Source organism: Streptomyces sp. NPDC027189, assembly GCF_055566975.1.
Genome location: NZ_JBVHRI010000001.1, coordinates 81,144 through 94,648 on the forward strand (window position 1 = coordinate 81,144; position 13,505 = coordinate 94,648).

A 13,505-nucleotide genomic window follows, 5' to 3' on the forward strand; every position below is an offset into this window, starting at 1 on the left:
ACCCCTCTCTAGCCGGGATAGGGCGGAAATCTTCCGGTCAGCTCCCGCACTTCTTCACGCGCTTTCTTGCCTTCGATGTCCTCCCGCAGCACCCCCGCGAACAGTACGGCGATCCGCGCCATCTCCGCCTCGCCCATCCCCTGCGTGGTCAGGGCCGCCGTACCGAGCCGCAGGCCACGGGCGTCCCCGTGGGGCAGCGCGCAGCAGTCCAGCACCATCCCGGCGGCGGCGAGCCGGCCCCGGGCGGTCCGCCCGTCGACGCCGAGCGGCGCGGGGTCGACGGTCAGCAGATGGGTGTCGGTACCACCGGTGATGACCGCGAGCCCCTCATCGCCCAGCTCGTCGGCCAGCACCCGCGCATTGGCGACCACCTGATGGGCGTACGAGGCGAAGGCCGGAGTTGCCGCCTCGCCGAACGCCACGGCCTTGGCGGCGATGGTGTGCATCTGCGCGCCGCCCTGGGTGAAGGGGAAGACGGCCCGGTCGACGCGCTCGGCCAGCTCGCTCCCGCACAGGATCATGCCGCCGCGCGGCCCGCGCAGCACCTTGTGCGTCGTCGCGCACACGACATCGGCGTACGGCACCGGATTGGGCGCCGCTCCGCCCGCGACCAGCCCGATGGGGTGAGCGGCGTCCGCGATGAGATAGGCGCCCACCCTGTCGGCGATCTCCCGGAAGGCGGCGTAGTCGATGTGCCGGGGGTAGGAGATGGACCCGCAGACGATGGCTTTCGGCCGGTGCGTACGAGCAAGGGTGTGCACCTGCTCGTAGTCGATGAGCCCGGTCTCCGCATCCACGCCGTAGCCGACGAAGTCGAACCAGCGGCCCGAGAAGTTCGCGGGCGACCCGTGTGTGAGGTGACCGCCGAAGGACAGGCCCATCGCCAGCACGGTGTCACCGGGGCGCAGCAGGGCGGCGTACGCGGCGAGGACGGCCGACGACCCGGAGTGCGACTGCACGTTGGCGTGGTCGGCACCGAAGAGGGCCTTGGCCCGGTCCACCGCGAGCCGCTCCGCGACGTCGACGATCTCGCAGCCGCCGTGATGACGGGCGCCCGGATACCCCTCGGCGTACTTGTTCGCCAGCGGCGACCCGAGCGCGGCCAGCACGGCCGGGGAGGTGAAGTTCTCGGCCGCGATCAACTGCAACGTCGTCGACTGCCGGTCCAGCTCCCCGATGAGAATCTCGGCGAGTTCCGGGTCCTGACGCCTCAGGACATCCGCTTCGAGCGTTTGTGTGACCGGCATGATGGACTCCGGACCTCGGCGGGGGGTGCGCTACGTCCAATGTAGAACCGGGACTGTTGAGACGCCCGGTGTTACGCCCTGCCGGGGGGAACTGAGCCGCGCCGCCACTGCCGTGACAAGAAACCCCAGCGAGGGCCTACGTACGCGCAGGCACCCCGGTCAGCGCGGTCACCACAGGGTCCAACGCCTCGTTGATCTCGTCCCCGATCGACCGGAAGAACGGCAGCGGCGCCCCGTACGGGTCGTACACCTCGTCCGCCTCCGCGGTGGGCGCGAGAAGCCACCCGCGTAGAGCCGCGGCAGCCTGCACAAGCGCGCGGGCGCGTTCGATCACACCCTCGTCCAGCGGCGGAAGCGTCGCGGGATCTATCGCCCGTACAAGCCGCGTGAACTCCTTCAGGGTGAAGGTGCGCAGCCCCGCCGAGTGCCCCATGGAGATGACCTGGGCCCGGTGGTCGCGAGTGGCCGTCAGGACCAGATCGGCGCGGATGACATGGTCGTCGAGGAGCTCGCGGCCGACGAAGCCGGACGGGTCCGCGCCGAAGTCCGTGAGGACCGTGGCGGCGTTGGCCTCCATGGGCGCCCCCTCGTGGCCCCAGGTGCCCGCGCTCTCCACGATGAGGCCGCCCCACAGGGGGTCGCCGAGCCGGTCCGCCAGGGCGTGCCGGGTCAGCCGCTCGGTGATCGGCGAGCGGCACACGTTGCCGGTGCTGACGTGGAGGATGCGGAAGGACCCCCTGGAGGACCCATTGGCCCCCGTGATCCCCGTGCCTATGCCACGCCCCGCGTCAGGGGCTGTCAATTCGCCACCTCGAGGTCGGGTACGACCTTCCGGAGCTCCTCCGCCGACAGTGCCCCCTCGCGCAGCAGCACGGGCACCTTGCCGGTCACGTCGACGATCGAGGACGGGACGATGCCCGGGGTCGGGCCGCCGTCGAGGTAGACCGAGATGGAATCGCCGAGCATCTCCTGCGCGGCGTCACAGTCCTCGGGAGCCGGGTGTCCCGTGAGGTTCGCGGAGGAGACGGCCATCGGACCGACCTCGGTGAGCAGTTCGATGGCCACCGGGTGCAGCGGCATGCGCACGGCGACGGTGCCACGGGTGTCCCCCAGGTCCCACTGCAGGGACGGCTGGTGCTTGGCGACGAGGGTGAGCGCGCCCGGCCAGAAGGCGTCGACGAGCTCCCAGGCCATCTCGGAGAAGTCCGTGACGAGGCCGTGCAGCGTGTTCGGGGAACCGATGAGGACAGGGGTGGGCATGTTGCGGCCCCGCCCCTTGGCCTCCAGCAGATCGGCGACGGCCTCCGAGGAGAACGCGTCGGCGCCGACGCCGTACACGGTGTCGGTCGGGAGGACCACCAGCTCGCCACGGCGGACGGCGGACGCGGCCTCACGCAGACCGGTGGTGCGGTCGGTCGCGTCGTTGGTGTCGTATCGCCGTGCCATTTAGCGGGCCTCCTCGTACACGTACTGCTGGCTGGGGAACGCGATGCGCGTACTCACGGCATCGCCTTGCGGGCGGTCGCGAACCGCGGCCGGTTGTTGAGGTCCGGGTGGTCGGCCGCGTCGGCCCAGCCCCGCTCCTCGGTGAAGATCCACGGCACCTGCCCGCCCTGGGTGTCAGCGTGCTCGATGACGACGACGCCGCCGGGACGCAGCAACCGGTGCGCGGTGCGCTCGATGCCGCGGATGAGGTCGAGTCCGTCCTCCCCCGAGAACAGGGCGAGTTGAGGATCGTAGTCCCGGGCCTCCGGTGCCACGTACTCCCATTCCGTGAGCGGGATGTACGGGGGGTTGGAGATGACCAGGTCCACCTGGCCGTCGAGGTCCGGGAAGGCCTCCAGGGCGTCTCCCTGGCGCAGGTCGACCCTGGACCCCTCGACGTTCTTGCGCGTCCACTGGAGGGCGTCCTCGGACAGCTCCACGGCGTGCACACGGGAGCGCGGGACCTCCTGCGCGAGGGCGAGCGCGATGGCGCCCGAGCCGGTGCAGAGGTCGACGATCAGCGGCTCGACGACGTCCATCGCGCGTACGGCGTCTATGGCCCAGCCGACCACGGACTCGGTCTCCGGCCGGGGCACGAACACCCCTGGCCCGACCTGGAGTTCCAGATAGCGGAAGTAGGCCCGCCCGGTGATGTGCTGGAGCGGCTCGCGGGCCTCGCGGCGCGCGATCACCTCCCAGTAGCGGGCGTCGAAGTCCGCGTCCTTGACGGTGTGCAGCTCGCCCCGCTTCACGCCGTGTACGAAGGCGGCGAGCTCCTCCGCGTCGTTGCGCGGCGAGGGCACGCCGGCGTCGGCCAGCCGCTGGGTGGCCTGGGCCACTTCCGCGAGCAGCAGGTTCACGCTGGTCCTCCGGGGCTGAGCTGTTGTCGTGTGCTGGGTACCGCTGTTACGCGGCCTGCTCTCAGGCGGCCGCGAGCTTGGCCGCCGAGTCCGCGTCGACGCAGGCCTGGATGACCGCGCCGAGGTCCCCGTCGAGCACCTGGTCCAAGTTGTACGCCTTGAAGCCGACTCGGTGGTCCGAGATGCGATTCTCCGGGAAGTTGTACGTACGGATCTTCTCGGAGCGGTCGACGGTACGGACCTGGCTGCGACGGGCGTCAGCGGCTTCCCGCTCCGCTTCCTCCTGCGCCGCCGCGAGGAGCCTGGAGCGCAGGATACGCATCGCCTGCTCCTTGTTCTGCAGCTGGCTCTTCTCGTTCTGGCAGGAGGCTACGACTCCGGTGGGAATGTGCGTGATGCGCACCGCGGAGTCGGTGGTGTTGACGGACTGGCCGCCGGGGCCCGACGAGCGGTAGACGTCGATGCGCAGATCGTTCGCGTGGATCTCGACGTCGACCTCCTCGGCCTCGGGGGTGACAAGGACACCGGCCGCGGAGGTGTGGATACGGCCCTGCGACTCGGTCGACGGCACGCGCTGCACGCGGTGCACACCGCCCTCGTACTTCAGGCGCGCCCAGACACCCTGGCCGGGCTCGGTGGCACCCTGGCCGCCCTTGGTCTTCACGGCGACCTGGACGTCCTTGTAGCCGCCGAGCTCGGACTCGGTGGAGTCGATGATCTCGGTCTTCCAGCCGACGCGCTCCGCATAGCGCAGGTACATGCGCAGCAGGTCGCCGGCGAAGAGGGCGGACTCGTCGCCGCCGGCGCCCGCCTTGATCTCGAGGATGACGTCCTTGTCGTCGCTGGGGTCGCGCGGGACCAGCAGCAGCCGGAGCTTCTCGGTGAGCTCCTCGCGCTGCTTCTCCAGCTCCTTGACCTCGGCCACGAAGTCCGGGTCGTCGGCCGCGAACTCCTTCGCCGTCTCGATGTCGTCCCCGGTCTGCTTCCAGGAGCGGTACGTCGCGACGATCGGGGTCAGCTCGGCGTAGCGCTTGTTCAGCTTGCGCGCGTTGGCCTGGTCGGCGTGGACCGACGGGTCAGCGAGCTTCTTCTCCAGATCGGCGTGCTCGCCGATGAGTTCCTCGACCGCCTCGAACATCTCCGGCTCCAATGGGCTGTCCCCAGCTCCAGTGTGGGCTCGGGGACGTAGGTACGGCATGGGGGTTCCCCCTGCTCTGGGGGTCCCTCCCAGGCCCTTAAGGCACTGGGGGAGAAGTCGCGAGCTTGGGGGAGGGGGCTGCACCGCAAAGCGCCGGTCCCGGCGCCCCCGGCATGGGGGCACCGGAGACCGGCGCTGTGGGCTCGCTACTTCTTGGCAGCGGCAGCCTTGCCGAAGCGGGCCTCGAAGCGGGCCACACGGCCACCGGTGTCGAGGATCTTCTGCTTGCCCGTGTAGAACGGGTGGCACTCGGAGCAGACCTCGGCGCGGATGGCACCGCTGGAGATCGTGCTACGGGTGGTGAACGACGCGCCACAGGTGCAGCTGACCTGCGTCTCGACGTACTCGGGGTGGATGTCGCGCTTCAAGGTGTCTCCTAGTTTCGGGAGGGCGCCGGGTCGCCGCCGCGGATTGCGGGAGCGTGAACCGGAGCCGACGTACCAGTCTGCCAGGACTGACCGCATCCCCCAAAACCGGGGGGCGCGGTGATCTATTCCCCGGGGGTTCTCGTGGGGGTTCTCGTGCCGCTCAGCCGGAGCTGACGACGCCCTTCGCGGTGCCCGTGGCCGTGCCCTCGGTGGCCGCCTTCGGGATCGGCCGGTCGTCCTTCAGCGCCTTCCAGACCAGCTCGGACTTGGCCTTGTCGACGAGGACGCGGTTGGCGTTGGCGGCGTCGTACTGGACCGGCATCGTCACCATGTGCATGTTCGACGAGCTGATGCCCTTGAGGCCGTTGGCGAAGGAGGCGAGGTCGGAGACCGAGCCGATCTCGGAGTCGGTGGTGACGGCCTTGGTCGCGGTGTTGGCGAGGTCGTACAGCTTCTTCGGGTTGGACAGGACGCCGATGTGCTTGACCTGGTCGACCAGGGCCTTGATGAACGCCTGCTGGAGCTGGATACGGCCGAGGTCCGAGCCGTCGCCGACGCCGTGCCGGGTGCGGACCAGGCCGAGCGCCTGCTTGCCGTTGAGCGTGTGCGTGCCGGCCGTCAGATTCAGGTGACTGTCGGGGTCCTTGATGCTCTTGGTCGTGGTGACCGTGACACCGCCCAGGTCGTCGATGAGCTTCTCGAAGCCGCTGAAGTCGACCTCGAGGTAGTGGTCCATGCGGATACCGGTCATGGACTCGACGGTCTTCACCGCGCAGGCGGCGCCCCCGGTGGAGTACGCGGAGTTGAACATCACGCCGGAGGCCGGGTCGTGCGTCACGCCCTGGGTGTCGGTGCACGAGGGCCGCTCGACGAGGGTGTCGCGGGGTATGGAGACCACGCTGGCCTTCTTGTGCCCCTTGTACACGTGCACGATCATCGCCGTGTCGGAGCGGGCGCTGCCGTCGTCGGTGCCGCCGCCCAGCTTCTTGTTGCTGCCGGAGCGCGTGTCGGAGCCCAGGACCAGGATGTTCTCGGAGCCGTTGTCGACCTTCGTCGGCCGGTCGGCGCCCAGGGCCTGGTTGATGTCGACGTTCTTCAGGTTGCTGTTGAGCTTGAAGTAGAGAATGCCGGCGCCCGTGCCCCCCAGCACGACGATGCCCGCAGCGGTCCAGGCGGTGACGAGGAGTGCCTTGCGGCGCGTAGTGCGCGTCTTGCGGCGGCGGCCCTTCGCGCGGCGGCGCGGGGCGCTGGTGTCGGACCCCCCGGGTATGCCAGGTTCCGGCGTGCTCTCGGCAGACATCTGCTCCTCAGTCCCTCTGCGGTCGGTTACCCCCTGCGTTCAGGGCCAAGCCCAGCTGGCCGTGACGATGCGTACCGCTCCATGGTCACTCCGTACGGTCAGACGGGGAAACGAGGGAAAGGGTTGCACAACGCAGCGTGCCCACCGCGTAAAGCGGTGCGCACGCTGCGTTGTCGGCGCGATCGGGGAAACCCCGCTCACCTGCGATTTCAGCCGAAGATGTCGTACTGCTTGAAATCAGTACCGACCGAGATTCTTGTGGCGAAGATCTCGCTGGTCGCCTTGCCGGTGCCCGGGTACAGGTAGAGCGTGCCGCCGGGTGTCCGGGCCAGGAAGTCGGCCTTGCCGTCGCCGGTCACGTCACCGGTGGCGTCGAAGGCGTTGTAGCCGTCCCAGGTGCGCACCTTGACGCGGCTGGAGAAGGCTCCGGTGCCGGACTTGCCGGTGCCCTTGTACAGGTAGACGTACGAGCCGGTCTTGCTGCGGGCGATCAGGTCGGCCTTGCCGTCGCCGGTGAAGTCGCCGTGTCCGCGCAGGGAGTTGTACTGGTTCCAGCCCGTACCGACGCTCACCCGGCTGGAGAAGGTGCCGTTGCCCTTGCCCGGGTAGATCCACAGGGTGCCGCCGGAGTCGACCGAGAGCAGGTCGGGCAGGTAGTCACCGGTGACGTCGCCGGGAGCGACGATGCGGGTGCGGGTCTTCCAGCCGGTGAAGATCTTGTCGGTGGACCAGCTCTGGCTCGCCCACACGTAGTGCGACCAGTAGACGTCACCGGTGCCGCTGTCGCGGACCACGAGGTCCTGGACGCCGTCCCGGTTCAGGTCGGTCTGCAGCACGACGTTGACGCCGTCCCAGTTGCCCCACGACTGGCGCGCGGCGAACGAGGTGCCCGTGGAGTCCTTCTCGTAACCCGTCTTGGTGGAGGAGTTGCGCACCCAGAGGTCGGCCTTGTGGTCACGGCTGAGGTTGGTGTCCTCCACCCGCGGGTACGCCGCGCCCACATAGGTGCTGACCTTCGAGAAGACGCTGTACGCGCCCTTCGCGACGCAGTCCTGCACGCCCCAGGAGACGACGCCGACGATGCGGCCGCCCACGATCAGCGGGCCGCCGGAGTCGCCGTTGCACGCCGTGGTCGTGCCGGTGTCGCTGCCGGTCGCCGGGGTGCCCGCGCAGACCATGTGGCCCTTGATGAACTCGCTGCCGTAGGCACCGGCGCAGGTGCTGTCGGAGTTGATGGGCAGCGTGGCCGTCTTCAGGGTCTCGGAGATGTCCTGAGTGGTGGAACTCGTGCGGCCCCAGCCGTAGAGCGTCGCCTCGGTGCCGGACGCGTACGAGGCGGTGTCGCCGGACGTCGTCATGCGGATCGGCTTGGCGGTGACGGGGGTGTCCAGCGTGATGACCGCGATGTCGTTGTCGATGGTCGTCGAGCTGTACGACGGGTGGTTCCACTGCCGCAGGGGCAGGGAGACGGTGCCGCCGTGCAGGTCGGTGTTGCCGGAGCTGTCGGTGGTGGGCAGCTGGGCGGTGCCGGTGACGACGGCGCCGTACTTGAACCAGTTGTAGCCCTTGACGCAGTGGGCGGCAGTGAGGATCTTCGTCGGCGACACGACGGAGCCGCCGCAGAAGAAGCCGAGGTCGTCGCTCTCGTCGGTGGTGCCCTTGTCGTCGTAGTACCAGAGCTGGGCCATCCACGGGGCCGTGCTGATGGTGGTCTGGGTGCCGCCGATGATCTTCGGGTCGACGCTCGACGTGTTCGTACTGGCGCTCAGCGACGACTTCTTGGTCGTCTGACCCGCGGTGTCGTCACCAGCGAGGGCGCCCGCGACGCGCTTCTCCAGCTCGGCCGTGGACGGCGCGGAGGTGCTGGGCTTGACGGTCGGCGTGGGCAGCGCGGTGGCGGCGTTCGCGGACGACATCAGGAGCGCGCCGGCGACCGCGGCCGCCAGACCCGCCGCCGCGACGGGCACGGCTATGCGCACCCGGCGTCTGTGACGACCGCGCCCGGATATGGACGTATCCACTCAAGTCCCCCCTGAGACAGGCGAATTCGAAGTTGGCTGAAAGAAGCGTGATCGTACACCTGTCCCAGGCAGCACAAAGGGCCGCCCCCGTCACGGGGGCGGCCCTCAGATGTGGATCAGCAGGAGACGTCAGTCGTTGCCGTTGCCCGGCGACGGCGTGGTCTTCTGGATCTGCAGCAGGAACTCCGCGTTCGACTTCGTCTGCTTCATCTTGTCGAGCAGCAGCTCGATCGCCTGCTGCTGGTCGAGCGCGTGCAGCACACGACGCAGCTTCCAGGTGATGGCGAGCTCGTCGCTGCCGAGCAGGAGCTCTTCCTTACGGGTACCGGACGCGTCGACGTCCACCGCCGGGAAGACGCGCTTGTCGGCGAGCTTCCGGTCGAGCTTGAGCTCGGCGTTGCCGGTGCCCTTGAACTCCTCGAAGATCACCTCGTCCATGCGGGAACCGGTGTCCACCAGCGCGGTCGCGAGGATGGTCAGCGAGCCGCCGTCCTCGATGTTGCGCGCGGCACCGAAGAAGCGCTTCGGCGGGTAGAGGGCCGTCGAGTCGACACCACCGGACAGGATGCGGCCGGAGGCCGGGGCGGCGAGGTTGTACGCACGGCCAAGACGCGTGATCGAGTCGAGCAGTACGACGACGTCGTGACCCAGCTCCACCAGGCGCTTGGCGCGCTCGATGGCGAGCTCGGCGACCGTGGTGTGGTCCTCGGCCGGGCGGTCGAAGGTCGAGGAGATGACCTCGCCCTTGACCGACCGCTGCATGTCGGTGACCTCTTCCGGACGCTCGTCGACCAGGACGACCATCAGGTGGCACTCGGGGTTGTTGTGCGTGATCGCGTTGGCGATCGCCTGCATGATCATGGTCTTGCCGGTCTTCGGCGGGGCCACGATCAGACCGCGCTGGCCCTTACCGATCGGCGACACGAGGTCGATGATGCGGGTGGTCAGCACGCCCGGGTCGGTCTCCAGACGGAGCCGGTCCTGCGGGTACAGCGGCGTCAGCTTGTTGAACTCCGGCCGCCCGCGCCCGGATTCGGGCGCCATGCCGTTCACGGAGTCCAGGCGGACGAGAGCGTTGAACTTCTCGCGACGCTCGCCCTCCTTCGGCTGCCGGACCGCGCCGGTGACGTGGTCACCCTTGCGCAGGCCGTTCTTGCGGACCTGGGCGAGGGAGACGTACACGTCGTTGGGACCCGGCAGGTAGCCCGAGGTACGGATGAAGGCGTAGTTGTCGAGGATGTCCAGGATGCCCGCGACGGGGATCAGGACGTCGTCCTCGGCGAGCTGCGGCTCTGCGATCTCGTCCCGGCCACGACGGCCACGACGGTCACGGTAACGCCCGCGACGGCCGCGACGGCCGCCCTCGAAGTCGTCGTCGTCCTGCGGACCGTTGTCGCGCTGCTGCGGGCGGTCCTGGCGGCCGCCTCCGCCCTGCTGCTGACGGTCCTGGCGGTCCTGGCGCTGCTGGCCACCGCCCTGGCCGCCCTGCTGCTCGTCGCCCTTGCCGCGGCGGTCGCGGTCCCGGCCACCGCGGTCACGGTCGCGGTCACGGCGGTCACGGCGGCCCTGACGGCCGTCGGCGCCCTCGGCGGTGTCGCCCTTGGGCTCGCCCTGCGCCTGGACCGGCGTCTCGGCCTTCGGCTCGCTCTTCGCCTCGGCGGCGACCGTCTCGGGGCTGCCGGCCTCGGCGGTGGCACGGCGACGACGGCGCTCAGCGGGGGCGTCGTCTCCCCCACGCTCGGCTTCGCTCGCGCGCGAGGGGCCCCCAGCGGGCTGGCCGGGGATCTCGATCTGCTGCTGGGCCACGGCCTGCTCGGCGGCGGCCTTCTCGGCCTTCTTCTCGGCCGCAGTGGCGGTCTCGTCGCCCGTACGGGCCTTCGAGGTGGCCCGGCGCTTCGGCTTGGTCTCGGTGGCTGCCTCGGCGGTCTTCGCCGGGGCTCCCCCTCCCCCAGAGGGGGCACCCCCAGCCTGCGCCTCCTTGATGACCTCGATCAGCTGGCTCTTGCGCATGCGCGCGGTGCCCCTGATGCCGAGGCCGGATGCGACCTGCTGCAGCTCGGCCAGCACCATGCCCTCGAGGCCGGTACCGCGGCGCCGCCGGGAGCCGGCACCGGTGGCAGGCGCGGAGGCGTCCGTGGCGGGCGCGGCAGCGGTCTCCTCGACACGTGCGCCCATCAGATCGGTGGTGTCGCTCACGAAGGGTCCTTCCCTGGAGCGGACGTCGGCCTGTCTGGCTCGGCGACCGGTTGTGCTGTCCGGCTTTGGTCCTTGCTGTGTGGACCGTGCCGGGGCGGTGGTCCGCCAAAGAGGCGGAAGAAATATCTAGTGATGACGATTCCGGAGCCGTGGCACTGATTTGCGGTGTCATCGGCACGGTCACGCCGGTTCCGGAGCGTGCTCAGTACTGCTCAGCGCATAGCACCCAATGCATGGCACAAAGCAGTTTGGGAGGCTCCCGGAAGAATGGTTGTCCCGGACGGGGACACGAAGCACCTCGACATGGTGGGTTCGGGTGCAGACTTGAGGTTAACACTACCGGATCCAACAAACATTCCCCCTCTCCAAATCCGGCAACCGTGCGCCGCTAATTGACCCCGAGAGGTGCGAGCGGCAGCACACTCGCCCCTTGGGCATCGAGGTCCAGCCGGTTGGCGGCCCAGACCTGACCTGCGAGATCGGCCACCTTGTCGGCCGACGCCCGGTCCGCGAGGGCGAGTACGGTGGGGCCCGCGCCGGAGATCACCGCGGGGATGCCGTCGGCGCGCAGCCGCTCCACGAGAGCCGCGCTCTCCGGCATGGCCGGGGCGCGGTACTCCTGGTGCAGCCGGTCCTCAGTGGCGGGCAGCAGCAGCTCGGGGCGCCGGGTCAGGGCCTCGACGAGCAGTGCGGCGCGGCCCGCGTTGGCGGCGGCGTCGACATGCGGCACGGTGCGCGGCAGCAGTCCGCGCGCGGTCTCGGTGAGCACCGGTTTTCCCGGTACGAAAACCACCGGAACGATGGAATCGGCGGGCTCCATCCTGATCGCCCGCGCCGCGCCGGCCTCCATCCAGGAGAGCGTGAAGCCGCCGAGCAGACAGGCCGCGACATTGTCGGGGTGCCCCTCGATCTCGGTGGCGAGCTCCAGGAGCGCGGTGTCGTCGAGCTTGGTGTCCCCGCCTATGGTCACGGCGCGCGCGGCGACGATGCCGGCGCAAATGGCGGCGGAGGAGGAGCCGAGGCCCCGCCCGTGCGGGATGCGGTTGGCGCAGACGATCTCGAGGCCGCGCGGCTGTCCGCCCAGCAGATCGAAGGCGGTGCGCAGGGAACGTACGAGGAGGTGACTCTCGTCGCGCGGGAGCGTCTCGCTGCCCTCACCTGCGATGTCGATGTGCAACCCGGAGTCGGCCACCCGGACGACCACGTCGTCGTACAGCCCCAGTGACAGGCCGAGGGCGTCGAAGCCTGGGCCGAGATTGGCACTGGTGGCGGGGACGCGCACCCGGACGGCGGCGGCGCGGAACGCTGGACCGGCCATCGCTCGATGACTCTCCTTGAGCTGCGTGATGTACGAGATCTTCGATGAATTGAGATGAACTGCGATGAGTTGCGATACGTGCGGAGGACCCGGAGGCCGTAATGACGGCGCGGCACCGCGGCATATGCGGCGGGCGGGTTCGGTACAGCCTATCGAAGGAAGGTTCTGTGGCGACATAGGGCGCACAGGAGGCGCACGATGCGTGTCGTAAGCCCCCTGTGCACCCCCCATCGGGTTGCCGTAGGGGTGACCCTGGCGTCGGGCGGTTTTCGTCGGCTTCTGGCGATATTCCGCCCGCCTCCGACAAGGTTTCCACCTGCCTCCGACAAGGTCTGCCTGCCACCGGCCGACTCTGGCGGGTTTACGCCAGGCGGCTTTACGCCAAGCCGAGCCGCTCAGCCATGCGCCCTGCCGAGCCGCTCGGCTTGGCACCGGGCCGAGCCCGCTCCGCCTTATGCCAGGCCGAGCCGCTCCGCCGCCGTCACCGCGTCCACCGGGACCGTGACCGGCTGCGGGGCGCCCGCGACGGCCCAGTCGGGGTCCTTGAGGCCATTGCCGGTGACGGTGCAGACGATCGTCTGGCCCGGGTCGACCTTGCCCTGCTCGGCGGCCTTCAGCAGACCGGCTACGGACGCGGCGGAGGCGGGCTCGACGAAGACGCCCTCCTGCGCGGCCAACAGCCGGTAGGCGCGCAGAATCTCACGGTCCGTCACCTCGTCGATGAGACCGCCCGATTCGTCCCGCGCGGCCAGCGCGAACTTCCACGAGGCCGGGTTGCCGATACGGATCGCGGTGGCGATGGTCGAGGGGTCCTTGACGACCTCGCCGCGCACGATGGGAGCGGACCCGGAGGCCTGGAAGCCCCACATGCGAGGCGTCCGCTCGGCGATGCCGTCGGCGGCGTACTCGGTGTAGCCCCTCCAGTACGCGGTGATGTTGCCCGCGTTGCCCACCGGCAGGACGTGGATGTCGGGCGCGTCGCCGAGCATGTCCACGATCTCGAAGGCGGCGGTCTTCTGGCCCTCGATGCGCGCCGGGTTGACCGAATTGACCAGCGCCACCGGGTAGTTGTCGGACAGCGCGCGCGCCAGCGTCAGACAGTCGTCGAAGTTGCCGTCGACCTGGAGGATCTTCGCGCCGTGCACGAGGGCCTGGCCCATCTTGCCGAGCGCGATCTTGCCCTGCGGGACGAGGACGGCAGAGACCATCCCGGCCCGTACGGCATAGGCGGCCGCCGAGGCGGACGTGTTGCCGGTGGAGGCGCAGATGACGGCCTTCGCGCCCTCCTCCTTGGCCTTCGTGATGGCCATGGTCATACCGCGGTCCTTGAAGGACCCGGTCGGGTTGGCGCCCTCCACCTTGAGGTGGACCTCGCAGCCCGTGCGCTCGGAGAGCACCTGCGCGGGCACGAGCGGCGTGCCGCCCTCACGGAGCGTCACGACCGGCGTGCTGTCGGATACCGGCAGCCGGTCCCGGTACTCCTCGATGATTCCGCGCCATTGGTGGGTCATT

The 13,505-nt window shown here is 69.6% G+C and carries 11 protein-coding genes; all 11 read right to left on the reverse strand.

Going from position 1 to position 13,505, the window contains the following annotated elements; genetic code table 11:
- Positions 1 to 8: 8 nt before the first annotated feature.
- Positions 9 to 1,247: a serine hydroxymethyltransferase gene (locus tag ACZ4RZ_RS00400; protein ID WP_467740588.1), complete on the reverse strand. Its 1,239-nt coding sequence runs from the start codon at positions 1,245 to 1,247 to the stop codon at positions 9 to 11.
- A 136-nt stretch (positions 1,248 to 1,383) separates the two neighbouring features.
- Positions 1,384 to 2,049 (reverse strand): arsenate reductase/protein-tyrosine-phosphatase family protein, encoded by a 666-nt coding sequence (locus ACZ4RZ_RS00405; protein WP_406173445.1) that lies wholly within the window; start codon positions 2,047 to 2,049, stop codon positions 1,384 to 1,386.
- Positions 2,046 to 2,693 carry an L-threonylcarbamoyladenylate synthase gene (locus ACZ4RZ_RS00410; RefSeq protein WP_189189183.1) on the reverse strand — a complete coding sequence of 216 codons (648 nt, stop codon included), beginning with the start codon at positions 2,691 to 2,693 and terminating at the stop codon, positions 2,046 to 2,048. The genes ACZ4RZ_RS00405 and ACZ4RZ_RS00410 overlap by 4 nt, the downstream gene beginning before the upstream one ends.
- A 53-nt stretch (positions 2,694 to 2,746) precedes the next feature.
- Positions 2,747 to 3,592, reverse strand: a complete 846-nt coding sequence (prmC, locus tag ACZ4RZ_RS00415; protein WP_399081591.1) for a peptide chain release factor N(5)-glutamine methyltransferase — start codon at positions 3,590 to 3,592, stop codon at positions 2,747 to 2,749.
- 61 nt (positions 3,593 to 3,653) lie between these two features.
- Positions 3,654 to 4,730, reverse strand: a complete 1,077-nt coding sequence (prfA, locus tag ACZ4RZ_RS00420; protein ID WP_467740591.1) for a peptide chain release factor 1 — start codon at positions 4,728 to 4,730, stop codon at positions 3,654 to 3,656.
- Between the two features lie 206 nt (positions 4,731 to 4,936).
- Positions 4,937 to 5,158, reverse strand: a complete 222-nt coding sequence (gene rpmE, locus ACZ4RZ_RS00425) for a 50S ribosomal protein L31 (protein ID WP_352052736.1) — start codon at positions 5,156 to 5,158, stop codon at positions 4,937 to 4,939.
- 160 nt (positions 5,159 to 5,318) lie between these two features.
- Positions 5,319 to 6,458 carry an LCP family protein gene (locus tag ACZ4RZ_RS00430; RefSeq protein WP_467740593.1) on the reverse strand — a complete coding sequence of 380 codons (1,140 nt, stop codon included), beginning with the start codon at positions 6,456 to 6,458 and terminating at the stop codon, positions 5,319 to 5,321.
- A 209-nt stretch (positions 6,459 to 6,667) separates the two neighbouring features.
- Positions 6,668 to 8,437, reverse strand: a complete 1,770-nt coding sequence (locus ACZ4RZ_RS00435) for a trypsin-like serine protease (RefSeq protein ID WP_467740595.1) — start codon at positions 8,435 to 8,437, stop codon at positions 6,668 to 6,670.
- Between the two features lie 171 nt (positions 8,438 to 8,608).
- A complete protein-coding gene (gene rho, locus ACZ4RZ_RS00440; RefSeq protein WP_467740597.1) occupies positions 8,609 to 10,675 on the reverse strand; it encodes a transcription termination factor Rho in 2,067 nt (688 codons plus the stop codon).
- Positions 10,676 to 11,063: 388 nt separating this feature from the next.
- Positions 11,064 to 11,993, reverse strand: a complete 930-nt coding sequence (gene thrB, locus ACZ4RZ_RS00445; protein ID WP_467740599.1) for a homoserine kinase — start codon at positions 11,991 to 11,993, stop codon at positions 11,064 to 11,066.
- A 452-nt stretch (positions 11,994 to 12,445) separates the two neighbouring features.
- Positions 12,446 to 13,504, reverse strand: coding sequence for a threonine synthase (gene thrC, locus ACZ4RZ_RS00450; RefSeq protein ID WP_467740601.1), 1,059 nt, complete (start codon positions 13,502 to 13,504; stop codon positions 12,446 to 12,448).
- Position 13,505: the final 1 nt, after the last annotated feature.

What these genes read in the sequence shown, in the direction of transcription:
- prfA (WP_467740591.1), bottom strand. Translation starts at nt 4,730, where the DNA reads ATGTTCGAGGCGGTCGAGGAACTCATCGGCGAGCACGCCGATCTGGAG.
- ACZ4RZ_RS00410 (WP_189189183.1), bottom strand. Translation starts at nt 2,693, where the DNA reads ATGGCACGGCGATACGACACCAACGACGCGACCGACCGCACCACCGGT.
- thrB (WP_467740599.1), bottom strand. Translation starts at nt 11,993, where the DNA reads ATGGCCGGTCCAGCGTTCCGCGCCGCCGCCGTCCGGGTGCGCGTCCCC.
- ACZ4RZ_RS00430 (WP_467740593.1), bottom strand. Translation starts at nt 6,458, where the DNA reads ATGTCTGCCGAGAGCACGCCGGAACCTGGCATACCCGGGGGGTCCGAC.
- ACZ4RZ_RS00400 (WP_467740588.1), bottom strand. Translation starts at nt 1,247, where the DNA reads ATGCCGGTCACACAAACGCTCGAAGCGGATGTCCTGAGGCGTCAGGAC.
- thrC (WP_467740601.1), bottom strand. Translation starts at nt 13,504, where the DNA reads ATGACCCACCAATGGCGCGGAATCATCGAGGAGTACCGGGACCGGCTG.